The 20,726-nt window shown below is 71.1% G+C and carries 23 protein-coding genes; 10 read left to right on the forward strand and 13 right to left on the reverse strand.

The features are described 5' to 3' along the window. The first annotated feature begins 9 nt into the window (after window positions 1-9). The 6 genes from ACTVAJ_RS25800 to ACTVAJ_RS25825 all read left to right on the forward strand — a co-directional run bounded on the left by ACTVAJ_RS25800 (window position 10) and on the right by ACTVAJ_RS25825 (window position 2,409). A complete protein-coding gene (locus tag ACTVAJ_RS25800) occupies window positions 10-144 on the forward strand; it encodes a hypothetical protein (protein ID WP_470390861.1) in 135 nt (44 codons plus the stop codon). Further along, on the forward strand, window positions 141-1,232 hold the full coding sequence (locus ACTVAJ_RS25805; RefSeq protein WP_470390862.1) for a methyltransferase domain-containing protein: 1,092 nt from the start codon (window positions 141-143) through the stop codon (window positions 1,230-1,232). Before ACTVAJ_RS25800 ends, ACTVAJ_RS25805 begins: the two co-directional genes overlap by 4 nt. An 80-nt stretch (window positions 1,233-1,312) precedes the next feature. Next, entirely contained in the window at window positions 1,313-1,630 is a 318-nt protein-coding gene (locus tag ACTVAJ_RS25810; RefSeq protein WP_470390863.1) for a hypothetical protein, read from the forward strand. A 176-nt stretch (window positions 1,631-1,806) separates the two neighbouring features. Beyond that, window positions 1,807-2,028, forward strand: a complete 222-nt coding sequence (locus tag ACTVAJ_RS25815; protein WP_470390864.1) for a hypothetical protein — start codon at window positions 1,807-1,809, stop codon at window positions 2,026-2,028. A gap of 60 nt (window positions 2,029-2,088) precedes the next feature. Then, window positions 2,089-2,211: a hypothetical protein gene (locus ACTVAJ_RS25820; protein ID WP_470390865.1), complete on the forward strand. Its 123-nt coding sequence runs from the start codon at window positions 2,089-2,091 to the stop codon at window positions 2,209-2,211. Window positions 2,212-2,220: 9 nt separating this feature from the next. Next, complete coding sequence (locus tag ACTVAJ_RS25825) at window positions 2,221-2,409, forward strand: helix-turn-helix domain-containing protein (RefSeq protein ID WP_470390866.1); 189 nt, start codon at window positions 2,221-2,223, stop codon at window positions 2,407-2,409. 54 nt (window positions 2,410-2,463) lie between these two features. Here ACTVAJ_RS25825 and purL read toward each other — a convergent pair whose 3' ends face one another. The 5 genes from purL to purS all read right to left on the reverse strand — a co-directional run bounded on the left by purL (window position 2,464) and on the right by purS (window position 7,282). Continuing rightward, a complete protein-coding gene (purL, locus tag ACTVAJ_RS25830; protein WP_470390867.1) occupies window positions 2,464-4,758 on the reverse strand; it encodes a phosphoribosylformylglycinamidine synthase subunit PurL in 2,295 nt (764 codons plus the stop codon). 77 nt (window positions 4,759-4,835) lie between these two features. Beyond that, the gene (locus ACTVAJ_RS25835; protein WP_470390868.1) at window positions 4,836-5,360 is read right to left on the reverse strand and encodes a hypothetical protein; all 525 of its coding nucleotides are present in this window, start codon (window positions 5,358-5,360) and stop codon (window positions 4,836-4,838) included. A 40-nt stretch (window positions 5,361-5,400) separates the two neighbouring features. After that, the gene (gene purQ / locus ACTVAJ_RS25840) at window positions 5,401-6,096 is read right to left on the reverse strand and encodes a phosphoribosylformylglycinamidine synthase subunit PurQ (protein ID WP_470390869.1); all 696 of its coding nucleotides are present in this window, start codon (window positions 6,094-6,096) and stop codon (window positions 5,401-5,403) included. A gap of 308 nt (window positions 6,097-6,404) precedes the next feature. After that, window positions 6,405-6,881: an ATP-binding protein gene (locus tag ACTVAJ_RS25845; protein ID WP_470390870.1), complete on the reverse strand. Its 477-nt coding sequence runs from the start codon at window positions 6,879-6,881 to the stop codon at window positions 6,405-6,407. Between the two features lie 158 nt (window positions 6,882-7,039). Further along, the gene (gene purS / locus ACTVAJ_RS25850; RefSeq protein ID WP_470390871.1) at window positions 7,040-7,282 is read right to left on the reverse strand and encodes a phosphoribosylformylglycinamidine synthase subunit PurS; all 243 of its coding nucleotides are present in this window, start codon (window positions 7,280-7,282) and stop codon (window positions 7,040-7,042) included. A gap of 283 nt (window positions 7,283-7,565) precedes the next feature. Here purS and ACTVAJ_RS25855 point away from each other — a divergent pair, with 283 nt between their 5' ends. From ACTVAJ_RS25855 to ACTVAJ_RS25870, 4 genes are all read left to right on the forward strand, one after another. Continuing rightward, window positions 7,566-8,177, forward strand: a complete 612-nt coding sequence (locus tag ACTVAJ_RS25855) for a sigma-70 family RNA polymerase sigma factor (protein ID WP_017601257.1) — start codon at window positions 7,566-7,568, stop codon at window positions 8,175-8,177. A gap of 405 nt (window positions 8,178-8,582) precedes the next feature. After that, entirely contained in the window at window positions 8,583-9,698 is a 1,116-nt protein-coding gene (gene pdhA / locus ACTVAJ_RS25860) for a pyruvate dehydrogenase (acetyl-transferring) E1 component subunit alpha (RefSeq protein ID WP_470390872.1), read from the forward strand. 3 nt (window positions 9,699-9,701) lie between these two features. Further along, entirely contained in the window at window positions 9,702-10,682 is a 981-nt protein-coding gene (locus tag ACTVAJ_RS25865) for an alpha-ketoacid dehydrogenase subunit beta (RefSeq protein WP_470390873.1), read from the forward strand. A 19-nt stretch (window positions 10,683-10,701) separates the two neighbouring features. Beyond that, the gene (locus tag ACTVAJ_RS25870) at window positions 10,702-12,099 is read left to right on the forward strand and encodes a dihydrolipoamide acetyltransferase family protein (protein WP_470390874.1); all 1,398 of its coding nucleotides are present in this window, start codon (window positions 10,702-10,704) and stop codon (window positions 12,097-12,099) included. 240 nt (window positions 12,100-12,339) lie between these two features. Here ACTVAJ_RS25870 and ACTVAJ_RS25875 read toward each other — a convergent pair whose 3' ends face one another. The 8 genes from ACTVAJ_RS25875 to ACTVAJ_RS25910 form a co-directional block, all read right to left on the reverse strand. Beyond that, the gene (locus tag ACTVAJ_RS25875) at window positions 12,340-13,269 is read right to left on the reverse strand and encodes an AEC family transporter (protein WP_470390875.1); all 930 of its coding nucleotides are present in this window, start codon (window positions 13,267-13,269) and stop codon (window positions 12,340-12,342) included. A 91-nt stretch (window positions 13,270-13,360) separates the two neighbouring features. Beyond that, entirely contained in the window at window positions 13,361-15,715 is a 2,355-nt protein-coding gene (locus ACTVAJ_RS25880; RefSeq protein ID WP_470390876.1) for a protein kinase domain-containing protein, read from the reverse strand. Between the two features lie 73 nt (window positions 15,716-15,788). Beyond that, complete coding sequence (locus ACTVAJ_RS25885) at window positions 15,789-16,148, reverse strand: hypothetical protein (protein WP_116246335.1); 360 nt, start codon at window positions 16,146-16,148, stop codon at window positions 15,789-15,791. 14 nt (window positions 16,149-16,162) lie between these two features. Further along, the gene (locus tag ACTVAJ_RS25890; protein WP_470390877.1) at window positions 16,163-16,456 is read right to left on the reverse strand and encodes a WXG100 family type VII secretion target; all 294 of its coding nucleotides are present in this window, start codon (window positions 16,454-16,456) and stop codon (window positions 16,163-16,165) included. A gap of 42 nt (window positions 16,457-16,498) precedes the next feature. Then, a complete protein-coding gene (locus ACTVAJ_RS25895; protein ID WP_470390878.1) occupies window positions 16,499-16,837 on the reverse strand; it encodes a hypothetical protein in 339 nt (112 codons plus the stop codon). Between the two features lie 196 nt (window positions 16,838-17,033). Further along, entirely contained in the window at window positions 17,034-17,597 is a 564-nt protein-coding gene (locus tag ACTVAJ_RS25900; protein ID WP_470390879.1) for a hypothetical protein, read from the reverse strand. 4 nt (window positions 17,598-17,601) lie between these two features. Continuing rightward, window positions 17,602-20,262: a TPR repeat domain-containing protein gene (locus ACTVAJ_RS25905; protein ID WP_470390880.1), complete on the reverse strand. Its 2,661-nt coding sequence runs from the start codon at window positions 20,260-20,262 to the stop codon at window positions 17,602-17,604. Between the two features lie 49 nt (window positions 20,263-20,311). Beyond that, complete coding sequence (locus ACTVAJ_RS25910) at window positions 20,312-20,644, reverse strand: hypothetical protein (protein ID WP_470390881.1); 333 nt, start codon at window positions 20,642-20,644, stop codon at window positions 20,312-20,314. Window positions 20,645-20,726 lie beyond the last annotated feature (82 nt).

A 20,726-nucleotide genomic window follows, 5' to 3' on the forward strand; every position in this document is an offset into this window, starting at 1 on the left:
GAGGACACCATGGCCAAGTGCGGATCCTGCGACGGTCAGGGAACCTTCGTCATCCAAAGCGATGGCAAGAAGAAGGGGTGGGGTAAGGACGAGGAGATCGTGACCTGCTCCGACTGCAACGGGACCGGAGAGAAGAAGAAGTGAACCTCAACGATCAGCACGACGCGCTCGTCGCCGATCTGGACACCCCCGAGCAGATCCGGGCGGCGTTCGCCGCCCACCCCCGGCACCGCTACATCCCCGGCCGGATCCTGGTCCGACCCACGCAGCCCCCCGTTGACGTCGACACCGACCCTGACCGGTGGGCGAGCCTCGTCTACACCGACGAACCGGTGATCACGCAGGCCGACCCCGCCGTCAAGGGTTGGGCCACGTCGTCGTCCTCGGCGCCCCAGCTCATGGCGGACATGATCGCCGCCGCGAGGATCAGGCCGGGGGCGCGGGTGCTGGAGATCGGCACCGGCACGGGCTGGAACGCGGCGATCCTGTCCACACTGGTCGGCCCCACGGGGGCGGTCACGAGCGTGGAGATCGACCCGGACATGGCCTCCGCCGCCCAGGAACGCCTGGCCGGAACGGGCGTTCGGGTCATCACCGGTTCCGCAACCCCTGACCCGGACACCTATGACGCGCTCATCGCCACCTGCGCCGTGTCGGAGGTGCCCGTGGACTGGCTCGACCGGGTCGGGCCGGAGGCCGCCATCGTCGCCCCGTGGACCCCGGACCGCACCTCCGACAGCACGCCCGTGGTGGCCCTGACCAAGGCCGGATGGACGTGCGCCCGTGGGCCGTTCGTCCGGGAGGCGTCGTTCATGACCAACCGCACCCAGCGGCCCGGTGCGGCGCCCTTCCCCGGAGTGGACCGCGAGCCCGAGGAGGTGTCACGGTTCGTCCTCACCTCCGACGAACTCCTCGAATCCGACCTGATGACACCCCTGATGCTGATGCTGCCCGGGGTGCGTCTGGGAGTGGGGGTGCGCCCCTGGGAAGGCGGGCACGGCTGGATGGTCTACCTCGGTACCCCGGACGGGTCGTGGGCCTACCTGTGGCCGGACGGCACGACGCACAGCGGCGGTCGGGAGGACCTGATCGAACGGCTCGGGAAGGCGTACGTAACCCTCAAGGGTGTCGACGGGGTGGACGTGACGGCGTTCTCCCTGGAGGTCAGCCCGCCGAGTCGGGTGTGCCACGTGCGTTCGCCGTTCGGAGAGTGGGAGCACCGGGTGGCCTGAGGGTGAACAGGCCCGCCTCGTCGTCGCTGCGAATCCCAATGTTCCTACTCTGGTGCTACCGGTGGAGCTATGGTGGGGGCATGTCTGCTGAGAAGCTGTCCGTGTCCCTCGACTCCGAGACCCTTGAGCGGGCCCGTCGCGCGGCCGGTCGCGCGGGCATCCCGTTGTCCCGATGGTTGGACGGTGCCGCTCGTAGAGAGGCGGCCCTGGACGAGGCGCGCATCGCTCTCGAAGAGCACTTCGCCGAGCACGGTGAACCCACGGAGGAGGCACAGGCCTGGGTCCGGGAGGCGATTCAGGCCACGGGAATCGGGAGCCCGGTCCCGATCGAGGACGCACAGGCCAATCAGGCGGCGCTCGCCTACCTTGACGGCTTGGACGAGGAGAGCGAAGAGTGACGGTGTTGCGGCCGCGAGGCGTCCTACTGGACGCGGGTGCCCTCCGTTCGGCGGAGGCCCGCCCCAGAGGTGCTGTGTGGGGGATGTGCCGACAGGAGCTCATCGCGGGACGGCAACCACTGCTGCCGATGGTGGTCCTGGCTCAAATCTGGCGCGGAGGGCCTCGCCAGGCGGGGATGGCTCAGGTCGTGAACTGCTGCGAGATCGTCGGCCTCGACGAGACAATGGCGCGGCGCGTCGGCAAGCTGCTGGGGATGTCCGGCACCCGCGACGTGGTGGACGCCATGGTGGTGCTGGCCGCCATGGACACGGGAGCCACCGTCGTCACCTCCGATCCCGGTGACATCGCGAAGATCGCCGATTCCGTTGGCGCGCATGTTCCGTTGCTCACCGTGTGAACGCTGCCCTGCCGACACGTCAGGTCTGGAGCCCGCGTCAGGGGTGGAGGGGATGTGCGAATGAATGTTCACCGGCGGTGGCGGGACAGCGGTCACCTGGAACGGGCGATCGAGACCGCTGGAGGTGTCGAGGCGTTCGAGGCCGGTGTGGCGCGCCTCCGGGACGAGGCTCGTGCCTGGTGACTGGTCGAGATGCGCAAGCACCGGGGGCTCAGCCAGGCCGAGGTCGCGCAGCGCATGGGAGTGTCGGTCGCTCGGGTCTCCCAGATCGAGTCGGGCGACCTCTCCACGCGTGACGTCCTCGACCGCTACGTCACGGCACTGGGTGGGACCCTGGTCATCGTCGCGGACTTCGGCGACGAACAGTTGAAGGTCGGCTGACACGACGGAGCGGGGGAGCCCGGTGGGTGCCCCCGCTCCGGTCGTCCACGGGTCCTACACGCCGTCCATGAGGGCGGGCAGCGTGGACTCGTAGGCGGTGCGCAGGTCCTCCAGCGACACCTCGACGGACCCGCCCGGGTGGGTGACCACCAGGGCGTCGCCGCCCACCGCGCCGATCTCGGCGACGGGCACGCCGTGCTCGGCGGCCAGCGCGCGGAGCGCGTCCGCGTGCTCGGCCGCCACCGCGACCACGGCCCGGGCGCCGGACTCGCTGAACAGGGCGGTGAACGCGTCGCCGTCCACCGCCACGCGCACACCCCGGCCGCCGCGCAGCGCCGACTCGGCGAGCGCGACCCCCAGGCCGCCGTCGGACAGGTCGTGGGCGGCGGTCACCAGGCCGCGGTCGGCGGCGGTGGCCAGCACCTCGCCCAGCGCTGCCTCGGCGGCCAGGTCCACCCGGGGCGGCAGCCCGCCCAGGTGGCCGTGGACCACGTCGGCCCAGGCCGAGCCGCCGAACTCGGCGCGGGTCCGGCCCAGCAGGAACACCGCGGCTCCGTCGGTGTCGAAGGCCGAGCGCAGCCGCCGACGGACGTCGTCGATCACGCCGAGCACGCCGATCACGGGCGTGGGGTTGATCGCCACGTCGCCGGTCTGGTTGTAGAAACTCACGTTGCCGCCGGTCACCGGGGTGCCCAGCTGCTGGCAGGCGTCCGCCAGGCCGCGCGTGGCCTCGGCGAACTGCCACATGACACCCGGGTCCTCGGGTGAGCCGAAGTTGAGGCAGTTGGTGACCGCCAGCGGGCGGGCGCCCGTGGCGGCGACGTTGCGGAACGCCTCCGCGTAGCCCGCCTGGGTGCCCGCGTAGGGGTCCAGGCGCGTGTAGCGGCCGTTGCCGTCGGTGGACAGGGCCACGCCGCGGTGCGAGTCGTCGGACACGCGGATCATCCCGGCGTCGTGCGGGGTCGAGACGACCGTGTCGCCGCGCACGTAGCTGTCGTACTGCTGGGTGACCCAGGTGGGGTCGCCCACACCCGGGGCGCCCAGCACGCGGAGCAGCTGGTCGCGCAGCTCGGCGTCGTCGGCCGGGCGGGGCAGCGCCGCGGCGTCGTCGGCCTGGAGCGCGTCCTGCTCGGCGGGGCGGGCGTAGGGGCGCTGGTAGACCGGGCCCTCGTCGGAGGCGGTCCGCGGCGGCATGTCCACGACGGTCTCGCCGTGCCACGTCATCACCAGGCGGCCACCGCGCTCGGCCTCCTCGGGGGTGACCTCGGTGACCTCGCCGATCTCCGTGGCGAGGATCTGCCACTTCTCGCAGATGGCGAGGAACTCGTCCATCTTGGCGGGCTCGACCACCGCCATCATGCGCTCCTGCGACTCACTCATGAGGATCTCCTCGGGCGTGAGCCGGTGGTCGCGCAGGGGGACGCGGTCGAGCTGGATGTCCATACCGCCGGTACCGCCCGCGGCCAGCTCCGTGGTCGCGCAGGACACGCCCGCAGCGCCCAGGTCCTGGATGCCCACGACCAGGTCGCGGGCGTACAGCTCCAGGCTGCACTCGATGAGCAGCTTCTCCATGAACGGGTCGCCGACCTGCACACTGGGGCGCTTGGCGTGCGACTCGTCGTCGAAGCTGGCGCTGGCCAGCACGGAGGCGCCGCCGATCCCGTCCGGGCCGGTGGTGGAGCCGAACAGGACCACCTTGTTGCCCGGGCCCGGAGCCTGGGCGAGCTTGATGTCCTCGTGCCGCATCACACCGATGCACAGGGCGTTGACCAGCGGGTTGGCGAGGTAGCCCGCGCCGAAGCCGATCTCGCCGCCGATGTTGGGCAGCCCCAGGCAGTTGCCGTAGAAGGAGATGCCCGAGACCACCCCGGGGAGCACGCGCTTGGTGTCGTCGGCGTCGGCGGGGCCGAAGCGCAGCGCGTCCATCACGGCGACCGGGCGGGCCCCCATGGTGAGGATGTCGCGGACGATGCCGCCGACCCCGGTGGCCGCCCCCTGGTGCGGTTCCACGTAGGAGGGGTGGTTGTGCGACTCGATCTTGAACGTGACGGCGCGGCCGTCGCCCACGTCCACGACACCGGCGTTCTCCCCCATGCCGACCAGCAGGGCGTCGCTCTCGGGGGCCTTCTCCCCGAACTGCCTCAGGTGCACCTTGGAGGACTTGTAGGAGCAGTGCTCGCTCCACATGACCGAGTAGATCGCCAGCTCGGCGGAGGTGGGGCGGCGGCCCAGGATCTCGCGGACCCGCTCGTACTCGTCCTTGGCCATGCCCAGCTCGGCGTAGGGCTGGTGGGTGTCCGGGGTGTCGAGCGCCGTGGCGACGGTGTCGAGACCAGGTACTTCAGACATGCGTGGTTCCGTTCGGGATGTGCGGATGTGGGCCGGGCCGTGGCGTCCGCCGAACGGCGCGGAAGGTCGTGCGGGGCTCAGGATGTGGGTTGGACGGCGTTGCCGAGCATGAGGAGCGCGGCGGCCCCCTCCGCGTCGTGGTCGGAGGAGTCGGCGACCAGGACGTCGCCGTCGCTGAGGACGGTCTGGCCCAGGGGCACGTCGTCGGGCGACTCGGCGCCCTCCGGGAGCAGTTGTCCCCAGTTGGCGTCCAGGAGGTGGTGGTAGACCGCCTCGACCGCCTCCTCGGAGTCGGCGGCGCCCTCACCCCCGTCGGGGACGACCCGCACCAGCCGCACGCACTCGGCGGTCGTGCACTGCACGTCCTCGTCCCCGGAGACGTAGGAGAGCCCGTCCGGAGCGTCGCCCAACACGTCGACGTCCGGCGCCTCCAGCCGCTCGGGGGCCTGGGCCGACCCCGGAGCGGGGGGTTCGGGCGACGCCGCGGGCAGGGGGGCGCGCAGGGTCTGGAACAGTCCGAGCGCGCCGGACGCGACCAGGCCGGCGATGACCGCGACGGCCAGTGCGATCTTGAAACGGCGGGAGCGCAGCAGCGCCATCATCGCGAGGTTCGTCCCCCTGTCCCTGGGCGGGTTCGTCGGGTCAGGCGTGCACCGGGGTTCCGGCCGCCAGGTGGCTGAGAATCGAGGTGAAGAAGCCGAGTCCGTCGGTGGAGGGCCCGGTCAGCGCCTCGACGGCGTGTTCGGGGTGCGGCATGAGGCCGACGACGTTCCCGTGCTCGTTGGTGATCCCGGCGATGCCGCGGCGCGAGCCGTTGGGGTTGTCCCCGGCGTAGCGGACCACGACCCTGCCGGTGGCCTCCAGCTCGTCCAGGGTCTCCTCGTCGGCGACGTAGCTGCCCTCGCCGCTCTTGAGGACGACGAGGATCTCCTGGCCGTCGGTGTAGCCGCCGGTCCAGGCGGTGGCGGTGGACTCCACGCGCAGCACCTGGTCGCGGTTGACGAAGCGGAGTGAGCTGTTGCGGGTGAGCGCTCCGGGGAGCAGGTGGCTCTCGCACAGGATCTGGAAGCCGTTGCAGATGCCGAGCACCGGCAGCGCGCCCGAGCGGGCGGCCGGGACGAGTTCGGACATCAGGGGCGCGAACCGGGCGATGGCGCCGCAGCGCAGGTAGTCGCCGTAGGAGAAGCCGCCGGGCAGGACGACCGCGTCCACGCCCTTGAGGTCGGGTTCGGCGTGCCAGAGCGCGACGGGCTCGGCACCCGCCAGCGCGACGGCGCGGGCGGCGTCCTTGTCGTCGAGGGAGCCGGGGAAGGTGACGACGCCCACACGGGCTGCCATGAGCACACTCCGGGTCATTGTGTGTCCGCTCCCGCGCGTGCGGGAGTACGGGTGGTTGGGCGAGGAGTCCGCGGACGCCGGGCCGTCGCGGGACGGCGCGTCCGCACCTCGCAGCGTACCCGGTCGACTGTGCTCGGGTACGACCCTCACCCTGTTTCCGGACTCCTGGCCTGTGCGATTCTCCCAATCCGGGCGGTCGGAAGCGCGGTCGGGGTGTGCGACCCGACAGTCGCGGTGGTGTGCGCCACACCCCGGTGCGGGCGGGGCCGCGGCGGTGTTCCGCGTCCGCTGCCCTTCCGCGGCGGCGGTCAGAGCGCGGCGAAGTCCCGCGCGTGCGGGTGGAGGGGCCCGGGGTCGGCGCCGTGGTCGCACTGGGCGAGGCGCTTGCGGAGGAGGACCGTGGTGCGCGGGGTGCTCCGGAAGGCGACCTCGTCCATGAGGCGGCGCATCAGGAAGATGCCCCTGCCCGATTCGGCGCTGAGGCGGGGCAGGGGCACGCGGTCCTGGGAGAACCGGAGGGGAAGGACCGTCTCGGCGGGTGCCTCCCCGTTGTGGGAGATCCTCAGTTCGCACAGCCGGGAGTCGAGGTCGGCCTCGACGCGGTAGTCGGCGGCGGAGTCGCCGTGCTCGATCGCGTTGGCGCAGGCTTCGGAGGTGGCGAGGATGATGTCGTCGGCGCAGTCCTGGCACAGCCCGAGCCGGAGGAGCAGGGTGCCCAGGACGTCGCGTACGACGGAGACCGTGTACGCCTGGCGGGGGAGCGAGATCGAGAAGACGGCGTCCATACGTACACCTCTCGTGCTCCGTGGTCGGTTACCGGTTCGGCGCGTTAAGGAACCTTCCCGAGCTGGGTTGGCGCAAAACGAACAGCCGCGCCCGATACGGGACGCGGCTGGCCAATTCCGGACACACCGGGTGTGGGGTGTCCGGCACCCGTGCGGGGTCAGGCGACGCGGACCTCGAAGTCCTCGATGACGGTGTTGGCGAGCAGGGTCTCGGCCAGGCGGCGGACGTCGGCGAGCTTGGCGTCGTCGACCTCGCCGTCCACCTCGACCTCGAAGCGCTTGCCCTGCCGGACCTGCTCGACCCCTCCGAAGCCCAGCCGGGAGCAGGCCCCGGCGATGGCCTGGCCCTGGGGGTCCAGGATCTCGGGCTTGAGCATGACGTCAACAACGACGCGGGCCACAGCGTCCTCCAGAAGAATGTGGGTGTGCCGCACTCGCCCGCCCCGGCGTGGGCGGGCGCCTCTCCGAGCCGCTCGGAGGGGGCGACGCCAGCGTATGCCACACCGGCCCGCGACCGGGTCCTGGCCAGGCGCCACGCTGGTCCTTTACCGCATGCTTACGCGTACTGGAGACGGTTTCGGTATCTTCGTGACTCGTATCACCCCGATTGATGTCATCATTGGAGGCGTGTGGTGGCGTCTACCAGTGTGGAAGTGATCGTCCGGTCGTCCTGAGGGGGGAATCTTGACGACTATCGCAGCGGACCAGACCTCCACGACCGGTGAGACCCGCGCCGAAGAGCAGACCCTGGACTTCGCCACCGCGGTGACACCGTTCGCCGACCAGCTCTATCCGACGGCTCTGCGGATGACCCGCAACCCGGCGGACGCGGAGGACCTCGTCCAGGAGACGTTCGCCAAGGCCTTCGCGAATTTCCACCAGTTCCGGGCAGGCACCAACCTGAGGGCCTGGCTCTACCGGATCCTGACCAACACGTTCATCAACTCCTATCGCAAGAAGCAGCGCGAACCGCGCCAGGAGACCACCGACGAGATCAAGGACTGGCAGCTCGCCGCAGCCGAGGCGCACACCTCGTCCGGCATGCGCTCGGCCGAGACCGAGGTCCTGGACCACCTGCCCGACTCCGACATCAAGCTGGCGCTCGCGCGCCTGCCCGAGGAGTTCCAGGAGGTCATCTATCTCGTGGACATCGAGGGTTACGCCTACAAGGAGGTCGCCGCCCGCATGGGGACCCCGCTCGGCACCGTCATGTCCCGCCTGCACCGCGCACGCCGTCAGCTCCGCGAGATGCTCGCCGACTACGGCCGCGAGCGCGGTATGCGCGTCCCGGCCTGAGCCGCCCCGCACCGCGGGTCGGGCGGGCCCTCGGGTCCGCCGCCTCCACCCCACGGCCCGCCGCGGTCTCTCTCCGTAGTCGCCGTGAGCTTCCACGTCACGCCCGGGCGGCCTCGTCGCGAGGCCGCCCGGGCGTTTCCGTTCCGTCGCCAAGCGGGGTCCACAAAGTTGTTGGAAGTCCTTGTAATTGATAGGAAGCCCTGGTAGTTGCACGTGTGCGGAGGATCAGGATGATGGGGCGGACAGGTTAAAAGGTGACGCTGAGGTCTTGCGCTCCCCGTAGTGAGTTCTGTCACGATATGGGGAGGGCTGTCCGCTGCGCCCACCACCCCGGGTGAGCGGACCTTGATTTGGCCGATCAGCGTTCACCCACGCGAATTCGGCCCCGAGAACCCGAGGAGCGACGTGTCGGACACCACCGCACACGCAGAACCGGAGCTTGTCCAGCTCCTGACACCCGAAGGGGAGTTCACCGCACACCCCGACTACCCCCTGGACATCGGCGCCGACGAGATTCGCGACCTGTACCGGGACCTCGTGCTCGTCCGCCGGGTCGACAGCGAGGCCGTCTCCCTCCAACGCCAGGGCGAGCTGGGCCTGTGGGCCTCCCTGCTGGGCCAGGAGGCCGCACAGATCGGGTCCGGCCGGGCCCTGCGCGACAACGACATGGCCTTCCCCTCCTACCGGGAGCACGGCGTCGCCTGGTGCCGCGGTATCGAGCCCAAGGAACTGCTGGGCATGTTCCGAGGGGTCACCAACGGCGGCTGGGACCCGCACGAGCACGGCTTCCACCTGTACACGATCGTCATCGGGAGCCAGGCCCTGCACGCCACCGGCTACGCCATGGGCGTCCAGCGCGACGGTGCCGTCGGGGAGGACGGCACCGCGGTCATCTCCTACTTCGGCGACGGCGCCACCAGCCAGGGCGACACCAACGAGGCGTTCAACTTCGCCTCGGTGAACAACGCCCCCGTGGTCTTCTTCTGCCAGAACAACCAGTGGGCCATCTCCGAACCCCTGGAGCGCCAGGCCCGCGTGCCGATCTACCGGCGCGCCGCCGGATTCGGCTTCCCGGGCGTGCGCGTGGACGGCAACGACGTGCTCGCGTGCCTCGCCGTCACCCGCGCAGCGCTGGGCAACGCGCGCGAGGGCAACGGCCCCACGCTCATCGAGGCCTTCACCTACCGGATGGGTGCGCACACCACCAACGACGACCCCACGCGGTACCGCGAGACGGCCGAGCTGGAGGAGTGGAAGGCCAAGGACCCGATCCTGCGGCTCCGCCGCCACCTGGAGCGCGAGGGCATGGCCGACGAGGAGTTCTTCGCCTCGGTCGACGCCGAGGCCGACGCCATCGGCGAGCGTGTGCGCGCCGAGTGCCGGTCCCTGCCCGACCCCGAGCCGCTGGACATCTTCCACGAGGTCTACGCCGAGCCCAACGTCCACATCGACCAGCAGCGGTCCGAGTTCGCCGAGTACCTCGCGTCCTTCGAGGACGCCGGCGCGGAAGGGGGCCGCTAGGCCATGGGAACCAACCTCACGATCGGCAAGGCGATCAACGCGGGTCTGCGCGCCGCCATGGAACACGACCCGAAGGTCCTGGTCATGGGCGAGGACGTCGGCCGACTCGGCGGCGTCTTCCGGGTCACCGACGGACTGCACAAGGACTTCGGCGCCGACCGGGTGATCGACACCCCGCTGGCGGAGTCCGGCATCGTCGGCACCGCCATCGGCATGGCCCTGCGCGGCTACCGCCCGGTGGTGGAGATCCAGTTCGACGGATTCTTCTTCCCCGCCGCCAACCAGACCTTCACCCAGCTCGCCAAGATGCGCCGCCGCTCGGCGGGCAAGCTCAGCGTCCCCGTCGTCATGCGGATCCCCTACGGCGGCGGCATCGGCGCGGTGGAGCACCACAGCGAGTCGCCCGAGGCCTACTTCACCCACACCGCGGGCCTGCGGGTGGTCACGGTCGCCAACCCCGAGGACGCCTACTGGATGATCCAGCAGGCCGTCCGGTCCGACGACCCGGTCATCTTCCTGGAGCCCAAGCGGCGCTACTACGAGAAGGCCGAGGTGGACACCACGGCCCCGATCGTCGAGGCGACCCGGATGGACGCCGCCCGGATCGCCCGGCCCGGCACCGACGTGACCCTGCTGGCCTACGGGCCGATGGTCAAGACCGCCCTCCAGGCGGCCGAGGCCGACACCGACCACTCCATCGAGGTCGTCGACGTGCGGTCGCTGTCCCCCGTCGACTACCCCACCATCGTGGACTCGGTGAAGCGCACCGGCCGTCTGGTCGTGGCGCACGAGGCCCCGATGAGCGGGGGGCCCGGCGCGGAGATCGCGGCCCGTGTCACCGAGGAGTGCTTCTACCACCTGGAATCGCCGGTGATCCGCGTTGCCGCCTTCGACACCCCCTACCCGCAGTCCAGGCTGGAGGAGCACTATCTTCCGGACCTTGATCGGGTTCTGGACGGTGTGGACCGGGCGTTCGCGTTCTAGGTATCGGGGAACAGGAGACATGGGGATTTCGAAGAACGCACCCGCCGTCGGCGGCGTGCAGTCGTTCAAGCTGCCCGACGTCGGTGAGGGCCTCGTCGAGGCCGAGCTGCTCACCTGGTACGTGAAGCCCGGTGACGAGATCACCGTCAACCAGAACCTGTGCGAGATCGAGACGGCCAAGGCCGTGGTCGAGCTGCCCAGCCCGTTCGCGGGCACCGTGCGGGAGCTGCTGGTCGAGGAGGGCCAGACGGTGGACGTCGGCACGGTGATCATCACCGTGGACGACGGCAGCGGCGGTTCCGGCGCGGCCGGTCCGGAACCGGCTCCCGCGGCCGCGGAGGAGACCGAGGAGCGGGAGAAGCCCCTGGTCGGCTACGGCGAGAAGGCCGGTGCCACCAAGCGCCGCGCCCGTCGCCGTCCGGGCCCGTCGGCCCCGGTGTCGCCGCCCGCGCCCAAGCCCGCGGCAGCGGCTCCGGCCGCGCCCGCCAGGCCCGCCGCCCCGGCCGCGCCCGCGGCACCGGCCGGCGGGCGCCCGCTGGCCAAACCGCCGGTGCGCAAGCTCGCCCGCGACCTCGGGGTGGACCTGGCGTCGGTGACGCCGACCGGCTCCGGGGGGATCGTGACCCGCGAGGACGTGCGCGCGGCGGCCGAGCCCGCCCAGGCTCCGGCTGCTCCGGTGGCCGAGGCCCCGGCCGTCACGGTGGACCGGGCCGCCCGCGAACGGCGCATCCCGATCAAGGGGGTGCGCAAGCACACGGCGGCGGCGATGGTCGGCAGCGCGTTCACGGCGCCGCACGTCACCGAGTTCCTCCAGGTGGACGTCACGCGGACGATGGAGGCGATCGCACGGCTGCGCGAGCGGCCCGACTTCGCCGACGTGCGGGTCTCGCCGCTGCTGCTGGTGGCCAAGGCGCTGCTCATGGCGATCCGCCGCAACCCGGAGATCAACGCGTCCTGGGACGAGGAGAACCAGGAGATCGTGGTCAAGGACTACGTGAACCTGGGGATCGCGGCCGCCACCGACCGGGGTCTGGTGGTGCCCAACATCAAGGACGCCGACGCCAAGACCCTGCCCGAGCTGGCCGGGGCACTGAAGGCGCTGACCGACACCGCGCGGACGGGCAGGACGAGCCCGGCGGACATGTCGCAGGGCACGATCACCATCACCAACGTCGGCGTGTTCGGCGTGGACGCGGGCACCCCGATCATCAACCCGGGCGAGGCGGCGATCCTCGCCTTCGGCCAGATCCGGGAGATGCCCTGGGTGCACGAGGGTGAGCTGGCGGTGCGCAGGGTGACGACGCTGTCGCTGTCCTTCGACCACCGGCTGGTCGACGGCGAGCTCGGCTCCAAGGTGCTGCGGGACATCGGCACCGCGCTGGAGGACCCCGAGCTGACCGCCCTCGCCTGGGGGTAGCCGCCCCTGCCCGGACCCCGGGCGCGTGGCCGGTGCGGCGCTGCCGTTCGCACGTGAACGAGGCCTCCGGTGGACGGATGACACGTCCGCCGGGGGCCTCGTGCCGCTCCGGCCCCGGCCGGGCCGGACATGACGGCGGGGCCCGCCCCCCAAGGGGGAGAGGGACGGACCCCGCCATTGGGGTATTCCCGGGCGGGCGTTGACCGACACATGGAGTGCGCGCTCCGTTCTGCTCCGGGGTCAGCCCAGCAGGAAGGTGACCCCGAACAGGACCGGGATGGTGAGGAGCGTGCTGATCAGCACGACCTCGCGTGCCAGGTCCTCCCCCGTCCGGTACTGGACGGAGTACGTGAACACGTTCTGCGCGGTGGGCAGGGCGGCGAGTACCACCACGGAGAACAGCGTCGCGCCCGTCAGGCCGAACAGGAGCGCGCCGATCGCCCACGCGACGAGCGGCTGCGCGAACGACTTGAGCACCACGGCCGCGAACACGGGGCCGCGCTCCGGACCGCGCCCCGGCACGCCGCTGCCGTGCAGTGAGATCCCGAACGCCAGCAGCATGGCGGGAACGGCCATACCGCCGACGAGGTCGAACGGCTCCATGAGCGGCGCGGGCGGGGTCCATCCGGAGGCGGAGACCAGGACGCCGGCGAGGGACCCGATGACGATCGGGTTGCGCACGGGCGTGCCCAGCGCCCGTCGCAGGACCGGACCCACCCCGCGCACTCCCCCCTGGGACAGGTCCAGGACGGTGACCCCCACGGGGGCGAGCGCGAGCAGTTGCACGAGGAGGATGGGGGCCACCAGGGACGCGTCGCCGAGCACGTACGCGGCGATGGGGATGCCCAGGTTGCCCGCGTTCACGTAGCAGGCGGCGAGGGTGCCGATGGCGGAGCGGCCCAGCCCCCACCTCCGGAGTGCGGCGACGGCGGCGAACGCCAGGGCGATCGTCAGCACGGTCAGGACACTGGCCAGGGCCGGGGTCGACACCAGGGAGGAGAGGTCGGCGCGCGCGAGGATCGTGAACAGCAGCGCGGGGCTGGCCACGTAGAAGGCGAGTCTGGTGAGGACGTCCTTGGCGCCCGGCCCCAGCACGGGGATCCGTCCGAGCATGTAGCCGATGACGACGACGCTGGTGATGACGCCGAACCCTACGATCACCCCGGACAAACGGCGCTCCTCGTGCGAAAAAGCGACACGAACGGAGAAACGCTATCCGAGCGGGCGCGGCGGCCACCCGCCGGGGGTCAGGGGAGCGCGGTCACTCCCCGGTGCCCGGGCTGGGGGCGTCCGACGGTTCGGCCTCCTCCTCGGCGGCCTCCTCCTCGGCTGCCTCAGCCTCCGCCTCGGCGGCAGCGGCGGCCGCCCGGTCGGCTTCGCGGGTGGTGCACACCTGCTCGGCGGGGGCGGCGGCGCCGTCGACGGCGACCACGGTGAAGCAGTACTCGCCGTAGGTGTCGGCGGTGGTGATCTGCGCCGAGGTCACCCCGGCGCCGGTCCGCGCCAGCGTCGCGGGTTCGCGGTTGCGCGGCCCGCCCACCACGAAGAAGGGCGCGGTACCGCCGCTGTTGTCGGTCCAGCTGAGCTGGACGGCGTTGAGGCCGTCCTCCAGCCGCACGTCCGTGGGAGCGCCGACCGGGTCCGGGACGGTCGGCTCGACCGTCCCGCCCGTGCCGTCGCCGGTGCCCTCCTCGTCACCGGCGGATCCCTCGGTTCCGGCGCTGGGCTCGGCGGTGGGCTCCTCGGGCTCGGCCGCCGAGAGGATCGGGGCCTGGGGGCCGGTCGACGCGAAGGCGCCGGACACGGAGGTGAGCAACAGGATGCCGCACACGCTCGCGGCGAGGTGGAGGTGCTTGCGCCAGCGTGCCGGGGAGACGTCCGGTTCGCTGAGCGCGGCGGACCACTCGGGGGTCTCGTCCCGCCGGGCGGCGGGTCCGTCCTCGGGCAGCCGGCCCGACTCGGCCGTACCGCTCCACCCCTCCACACGCGACCAGGCCAGCAGCGGGGAGATCTCCTCACCGCGCAGCTTGGCCATCATGATCTCGGCGGTGCCGCCCGCGTCGGTGGCGGGGAGCCTGCTGCCGCGCTGGTCTTCGGGTACCGCCGCGGGCTGGTCGCCGCGCAGTCGGCGGGCGCTGTCGAGGCGGGCCGACGCGGGCGCGTCGGGTTGCCCGGGGCCGTGCGGAGCCGGTGCGCCGGGCTCCTGCCGCGGCCACAGCGGGGCGTCGGGCGCGGGAGGCGGCCCCGCGGGAGCGTTCTGGGGGCCGGTACCGGGGTGCCGCGCAGGAGACGCGGGCGCGGGGCCCGACACCGCGTAGGGCGGTGCGGGGAGGTGCTCCTGGGGCGTGTGGGGTGCCTGCTCGCCGCTGGGGGCGGAGTACGGGGATGGGTACTGCGGACCGGTGGGCGGAGTCTGCGGGCCGGTGGGCGGAGTCTGCGGGCCGGAGGGTGCGGCGTCAGGCCCCGAGGGAGGTGTCCGCGCACCGGAGGGAGCCCGGTGGGGCTCCTGGAGAGGCGTCCGCGGACCCGTGGGCGGGGTGTGCGGGTGCTGCGGCCCGGAGGGGGCCCGGTGGGGCTCACCGGCGTGGGGAGCCGTGGCGGGGGCGTGTCCCTGGGACGTGTGGGGCGGCTGTTCCCCGCTGGGGGCGGAGTACGGGCGCTGCGGCCCCGTGGACGGTGTCTCGGAGCCGGTGGTCGGCAGCACCGAGGTCGGCGGGTGCGCCCCACCGGGCACCGCGGCCGGGTCGACGGGGGCGGCAGCCCCGGTCAGCGGAGTCTGGGCGCCGCTGGGACCGGAGACCGTCGTCGCCGGTCGCGACGTGCGCGCCTGCTCGAACGCGGCGGCGAAGTCCGCCGCGCTCTCGTGGCGTTCCCGCGGCGCCTTGGCCAGGGCGCGCGAGAGCACACCGCGGAGCTTGCGGGAGATGTCCTGGCGTCCGACCGGCGGGGCCTCCTCGGTCAGCACCCGCCGCGCGTACTCCTGCGCGTCGAAGGCGTCCCCGGCGGTGAACGGCGTGCGGCCGACGAGCATCGTCCAGATCGTCGACGCGAGCTGGTACACGTCCGAGGCCGCCGTCCGCGGCTCGCCGCGCAGCGCCTCCGGGGGAGCGTGCAGGAACGACTCCGACCCCGGGGGCGGCGGGGGCACGGCCGCACCGATCGGGTGAACGGAGCCGAAGCCGGTCAGCACCGGGGTACGGCCCGCCCTCAGGACATTGCCCGGGCTGACGTCGTTGTGCACCAGACCCCGACCGTGCATCGCGCCCAGGGCCGCGGCCGCGCTCCGGGCGACCGCCGCCGCCTCCTGGATCGGAGCCGGCCCCCTGTTCGCGAGCATGTCGGCGAAGGAACCGTCGGCGTAGAACGGCAGGACCACGAACAGGTCACCCTCGGCCGTGGTACCCGCGTCCAGCAGCGGCACCACGCCGGGCACCCCGCTGAGGTCGCGCAGCCGGTCGAGCTCCGCGCGCCCCTGGGCGGCGGGCAGCACCTTGAGCACGACGTCGGCACCGCTGGTCGCACGGGTCGCGCGCACGATCCTGGCGCGGCGGCCCTGCCGCAGCACGGTGGACGTGTCGTATCCGGGCGCCCATGCGGCGTGTTCGGAGCCGGACATGGGTGAGCGACCCCCTCGTGGTGTCGTGGCGCAGGCCCCGACGCTCGGGCGCGGGGGACGGTGACGCGGTGGTTCAGGGCAGTTCCGGCAGTCGCGGGGCGTCGAACGCGGGGTCCTGCACCACCTGTTGCCGGAACGTTCCGAACCCGCGTTCCTCGTTGACCTCCTGCTGGCGGCCGAACGCTCCGATGAGAGCGATGACGCCGCAGATCAGGGCGGTGAGGATGAGACCGCCGATCACCGCCGGCCACACCTGCTGCCGACGCCGCCAGTAGCGGCTCGAACCGTACAGCAGGGCCGACCGCAGCTGGCGGTGCCGCAGGGCGTCCGCCTGGAGGACGTACTTCTCCTCGTCGGGCGTGTAGTGGAACGCCTCGGGGAGTTGCGGGTCCGGATCCGCTGGGGCCGGTGGGGGTGGCGTGGGGGAGGACATCGGCGATCAGCCTACTAGAACAGACTGTTCAGGTAGTTGGTCAGACGGCCGTACTTCTCGGCGGTGCCGCTGGTGGCCTCGATCATCTTCGAGAAGGCGGAGTTGACCTCGGCGAAATGGGAGTCGAACTCCTGGGCCTTGGCCTGGAACTGCGAGCTGCCCGAGCCCTCCCACTGGTTCACGGTGCTCTCGGACTGCTCGTTGATCTGGCTCATGATCGCGGTGAAACGGGCCAGGTGCGCCTGCTGGTCGGAGGCCAGGCCCTCCAGTTGGCCGACATTGCCGTAGACATCGAACTGGCTGCTCATGACTGCGCGCCTTTCTCGTGGCGGGAAGAAGGTGGGGGAGAGTTACGCGTTGATCGGGCGGGAGAGGCCGCCGAGGTCGTTTCCGACCTGCGACATGTCTCCAGAGGAATCCTGGTCGGTGATGTTGAACTGCTGCTGGCCCTCGTTCAACTTGATGCCGTTCTGGCTGCACCAGGTCATGAGCTCGTCGAACCGTTCGGTGAGCGCGCTGCGCGCCGCGCGGAAATCGTTCAGCGCCTGACCCTGGAGGGCGTCTCCGTCATTGGACATGTCCTGGATGAGCTGGTTCATCTGGGTGCGGAGACCGTCGGACTCCTGCCCGAGGTTCTCGCCGCCCGTTCCGAGTGCGTTGACATTTTCAAGACCGGCGTGGTTGGACATCTGAACCCTTCCGGGTGTGGGAGAGGAGCTGTGCGGTGATCCCGTCCTCCGTGGGCAGGGTGCTCTTCATGGGGCGGAACACGGGAGGAGGGGAGATTACGGACGATAGTAAGGATCTCATCTGCGGGTCAATGCTCACCCGCCCTTCGCCACATCACGGCCGGAGTCGGCCAATGTGGTGTTATTCATGGCCGGTTCACGGCTGGCCGTCACCGCAGTCGACGTAGTCGGTGACGCTCGCCTCGTACGCGTCGTGGGTGTCGAGGGTCTCCCAGTGTTCGTCCAGGTACGCGTTGACGAAGTCCTCACCGGACACGGTCTCGCCGCACCACGTGACCTCGTTCTGGTACATCGCGTTTCCGAGTGCGCCGTCGAGCTCTCCGAGGTGGCTGACCCCGCTGGTGTTCCACTCGCCCTTGTCCAGCTCGACGTAGTACCCGTCGTCGTTCTCCCTGACCACGCGTGAGTCGAAGAGGTGGTCGCGGGTGGGTCCCATGTTCGCGACGACCCCGTCCGGGTCACCCTCGGCGAACATGCGGTCCAGTGTGCGCACGCTGGCCTCGCGCTCGACCCAGGAGCGCGAGACGTAGGCCGGGGTCGGCTCCTCCTCCGGGGCGGACTCCCCGTCGTTCGCGGGGGACGAGCACGCGGTCAGGGCCAGGCAGGCGGACAGGGCTGTGACCAGGAGGGCGGGTACACGGCTCTCGCGGGGCAACGGGTCCTCCAGAACGGGTCGTGGCGGGGTACGTGCGGCGGTCACGCCGTCATCCGTCGTTGGGTGAGGTTCCGAACGCCTCGAGGTCGCCCTCGAAGTAGTCACGGGTCTCGTTGTAGGCGTCCCCGTACGCGCCGGTGAAGTCCTCCACCCATGCGCGGCCGGGGCCGGAGCGGTGGACGGCTTCCCCGGTGTGCGGGTCGGCGTAGCTGGCGCTGATGCTGGCGGTGTCCATGATGTTGCTGATCGCGTCGTCCATCCCGGCGAGCTCGTCATCCTCGTTGTCCGACCACTCGTTCGGGTCCTTCTCGAAACTCATGGTGACGGACTCGTCGACGACGAAGTCGTTGGTGATGTCGGAGGCGTCGAGCACCCGGCCGTCCTGTTCGACGGTGAGGGCGCCACCGGCGACCAGGGTCCGGATGTCGGCGCGCTGGGTCTGGCCGTTGAGCGTGTCGGGATCGTTGTGCACGATGTAGTCGAGGGTCTCCACGCTGAAGTTGCGCTGGATCGACTCGTCGCTCGTGTAGGTGGGAAGGCGCGGGGAGACCTGGTACTCGCCGTCGACGATCGCGTTCACGATGCTCTCCTCGGCCAGTCCCACCCCCTTCGACACCGCCGCACCGATGACCGGGATCTTCTCCGTCAGGCCGGTCGCCTCGCCCACCACGAACTCGGTGATCTGCGTCCGGCGCTCGATCTGCTCGTCGAGATCGGCGCTGCGGTTCTCCGACTCCAGGTACAGCGCCCGTTCCAGCAGGCCCTGGAGCTGTCCCGCACCGCGCGCGGCGGTGGCCTCGTTCCCGGTCTCCAGGAAGGCGACGGACTCGATCTGCTGGTAGACGTCCACCGAATTGACCGCACGGCCGGCGGACTCGTCGTTGCCCATCAGCAGTTGCATGTACATGGCACGTTCGTCGGCACCCATGCGGACGTAGTTCTTGTCCGGCTCGTAGGCGCCGATGCTGTCCGTCGCCTCGTCACCGTGGTCCAGGACGTCCCCGTTGGCGAAGCTGTAGATGTGGGCGTCGAAGAGGTCCGCGAGGCCGTCGGCGAGCTCCCCGTTGAACTGGGTGAAGGACGCGTTGGAGTACTCGTTGTCCCCCTCGGTCACGTCCACGCCCGTGTTGACGAGCGCGTCGTGCGTATCGGGGTCGGTGATGGTCTCCATGAACCCGGCGAACGCGCGCCCTGCCCGGTTGACCTCCTGGTAGTCGTCGCTGGCCAGGTCCTCGTGCATCCAGTCGACGAGTTGGCGGGCGGTGGCGCCGTCGTCGTGCCACTCGTAGGTGAGCGTGCCCTCCAGCGCCCGCGTGCGCAGCTCCTCGTCCCCGTACTCGACGCCCGGCTCCGGGTCGAGGTGGTCGCCGGTGAGCATGTAGTAGTTGGCGTCCTCGTTGCGGCTGGCCACGTCGATGAGGTGCGAGACCTGCTCCGAGTCGGGCAGCACCCCGTTGGGGTCGTCGGTGTCGCCCCAGGCGTCGAGGAAGGCGCCCGTGGCCAGGTGGAGGTTGGCGGACAGGCCGTAGCCCCCCTCCATGTTCTCGTCCGTGTGTTCGAGGAAGGCGGAGAGCGCCCGCATGTCCATGCCCATCGACACCTGTGTCCCGGTGAGCTTGCTCTCGACGTCGGGGTTGACCCAGGGGCCCTCGACGGCGTACCGGAAGCTCTCGGGCAGCAGGTCGTAGCCGCCGCCGATCCGGGGGTCGGAGAGGGCCAGCAGGCCGTCGCCCAGCGTGCCGAGGGCCTCCTCCCGCTCCTCGACGCTCATACCGGACTCAGCCATGAGATCGGGGTAGACCATGATGCCCGCGCCGAGCCCGTCGCGTTGGTAGGGCTCCTCCAGCCGGCTGTAGAACTCCTCCAGGAAGGCGATCTCCCCGGGGGCGAGCTCCGTGCCGTTCTGCTGGTGCTGCCGGGCGCTCGTCCCGAGCACCGAGACCACCAGCATGATCTCGTGGTAGCGGTCGTCCAGGGGCTTGTCGCCGCTCCAGTAGGCGTTGAGCTCCTCTGCGAACTCTTGGGCGTTCTCCGGGGTGAGTTCGCCGTCCGCGATGAGGGAGGAGTAACGGGAGGGGTCGAGGTTGAGGAAGGCCCAGGCGGCGTTGCCCGCCTCGATGAGCTTCCGGACGTTGACGGGGGTGGGGCCCTGTTCGAGCATCTCCCGGATCTCGGAGGCGCCGTCCTGGAGGTTCTGCCAGTTCGTCTGCTCCCGGGCGGCCAGGTTGTCGCGCGTGGTCCTGAGCTCGTCGTACAGCTCGCGGCACCTGACCTCGTCCCCGGCCCCCCAACCGGTCCTGAGGAAGCCGTCGGCCTCGGGATAGGAGAACGTGATGGTCTGGCCCTGGTACGTGGCGGGAACGGCGGCCACCTTCTCCGCGCGGGTGTTCTCCCAGGCGGTGGTCTGCTCGTCGCGCTCGGTGCGGAAGGCGTCGATCCTGTCGGCCCACATCTCGGCGACCGAGGCGGCGTAGGTGACCGTGACCGCGGCGTCGCGCCAGTACTGCTGGTCCTCCTCGGAGAGGTCCTTGATGTCCCAGGCGACGAGGTCGGTGAACTGGGTGGCGGCGGAGTCGAAGCCGCCCCCGAGGTCGTCGGCGCGGCCGAGCACCCGGGCGTTGAGGATCTCCAGGTCGCTGGCACAGGTCTGCATCGCACCGGAGTCGTAGTCGATGGTGCGGGGGGAGAAGGAGAGGTCGAAGCTGGCCACGGTCTTCCTCGGGGTGCACGGGGTGGGGGCTGGGGGGCGGAGGCCGGTGTCAGTCCGCGAAGTTGATGTCGCGGTGTGACTCCCAGGGGTGGTCGTACCCCTCCGCGCCCTCAAGGTCATTGCGGGCGATCTCGGAGGCGCCCGCCTGGATGTTGTCGGCCAGGGAGAGGCCGTGCCGCTGGACGTCGACGATGCTCTGGCCGTACTCGTCCTTGTACGTGCGGAACCCGGCCATCACGTCGGAGTGTCCGGAGCCCGTCTCGGCGTCCTCCATGAGGAGGTCGAACATGTCGGCGAGCCCGGCCATGGCCGCCGCGAGGGTCTCGGCGTACTCGCCGCCCCGCATCGCCTCGATCGGGTTGCCGCCCGCCTCTGTGGTCATGTGGGTCTCCTCCGTGGGTGCGGGGTGGCCAGGAGGACGGGTTCCGTCCTCCACACGCGAGTACCGTCTCGCCGGGGGGCGA

It is taken from the genome of Nocardiopsis sp. KDC1DS13DA1, assembly GCF_055632325.1.

Bases quoted from the DNA above. Each gene is read 5' to 3' on its own strand.
- ACTVAJ_RS25800 (WP_470390861.1), top strand. From the start codon at position 10: ATGGCCAAGTGCGGATCCTGCGACGGTCAGGGAACCTTCGTCATCCAA.
- ACTVAJ_RS25810 (WP_470390863.1), top strand. From the start codon at position 1,313: ATGTCTGCTGAGAAGCTGTCCGTGTCCCTCGACTCCGAGACCCTTGAG.
- ACTVAJ_RS25815 (WP_470390864.1), top strand. From the start codon at position 1,807: ATGGCTCAGGTCGTGAACTGCTGCGAGATCGTCGGCCTCGACGAGACA.
- ACTVAJ_RS25820 (WP_470390865.1), top strand. From the start codon at position 2,089: ATGAATGTTCACCGGCGGTGGCGGGACAGCGGTCACCTGGAACGGGCG.
- ACTVAJ_RS25825 (WP_470390866.1), top strand. From the start codon at position 2,221: ATGCGCAAGCACCGGGGGCTCAGCCAGGCCGAGGTCGCGCAGCGCATG.
- purL (WP_470390867.1), bottom strand. From the start codon at position 4,758: ATGTCTGAAGTACCTGGTCTCGACACCGTCGCCACGGCGCTCGACACC.
- ACTVAJ_RS25835 (WP_470390868.1), bottom strand. From the start codon at position 5,360: ATGATGGCGCTGCTGCGCTCCCGCCGTTTCAAGATCGCACTGGCCGTC.
- purQ (WP_470390869.1), bottom strand. From the start codon at position 6,096: ATGGCAGCCCGTGTGGGCGTCGTCACCTTCCCCGGCTCCCTCGACGAC.
- ACTVAJ_RS25845 (WP_470390870.1), bottom strand. From the start codon at position 6,881: ATGGACGCCGTCTTCTCGATCTCGCTCCCCCGCCAGGCGTACACGGTC.
- ACTVAJ_RS25865 (WP_470390873.1), top strand. From the start codon at position 9,702: ATGGGAACCAACCTCACGATCGGCAAGGCGATCAACGCGGGTCTGCGC.
- ACTVAJ_RS25870 (WP_470390874.1), top strand. From the start codon at position 10,702: ATGGGGATTTCGAAGAACGCACCCGCCGTCGGCGGCGTGCAGTCGTTC.
- ACTVAJ_RS25880 (WP_470390876.1), bottom strand. From the start codon at position 15,715: ATGTCCGGCTCCGAACACGCCGCATGGGCGCCCGGATACGACACGTCC.
- ACTVAJ_RS25885 (WP_116246335.1), bottom strand. From the start codon at position 16,148: ATGTCCTCCCCCACGCCACCCCCACCGGCCCCAGCGGATCCGGACCCG.
- ACTVAJ_RS25890 (WP_470390877.1), bottom strand. From the start codon at position 16,456: ATGAGCAGCCAGTTCGATGTCTACGGCAATGTCGGCCAACTGGAGGGC.
- ACTVAJ_RS25895 (WP_470390878.1), bottom strand. From the start codon at position 16,837: ATGTCCAACCACGCCGGTCTTGAAAATGTCAACGCACTCGGAACGGGC.
- ACTVAJ_RS25910 (WP_470390881.1), bottom strand. From the start codon at position 20,644: ATGACCACAGAGGCGGGCGGCAACCCGATCGAGGCGATGCGGGGCGGC.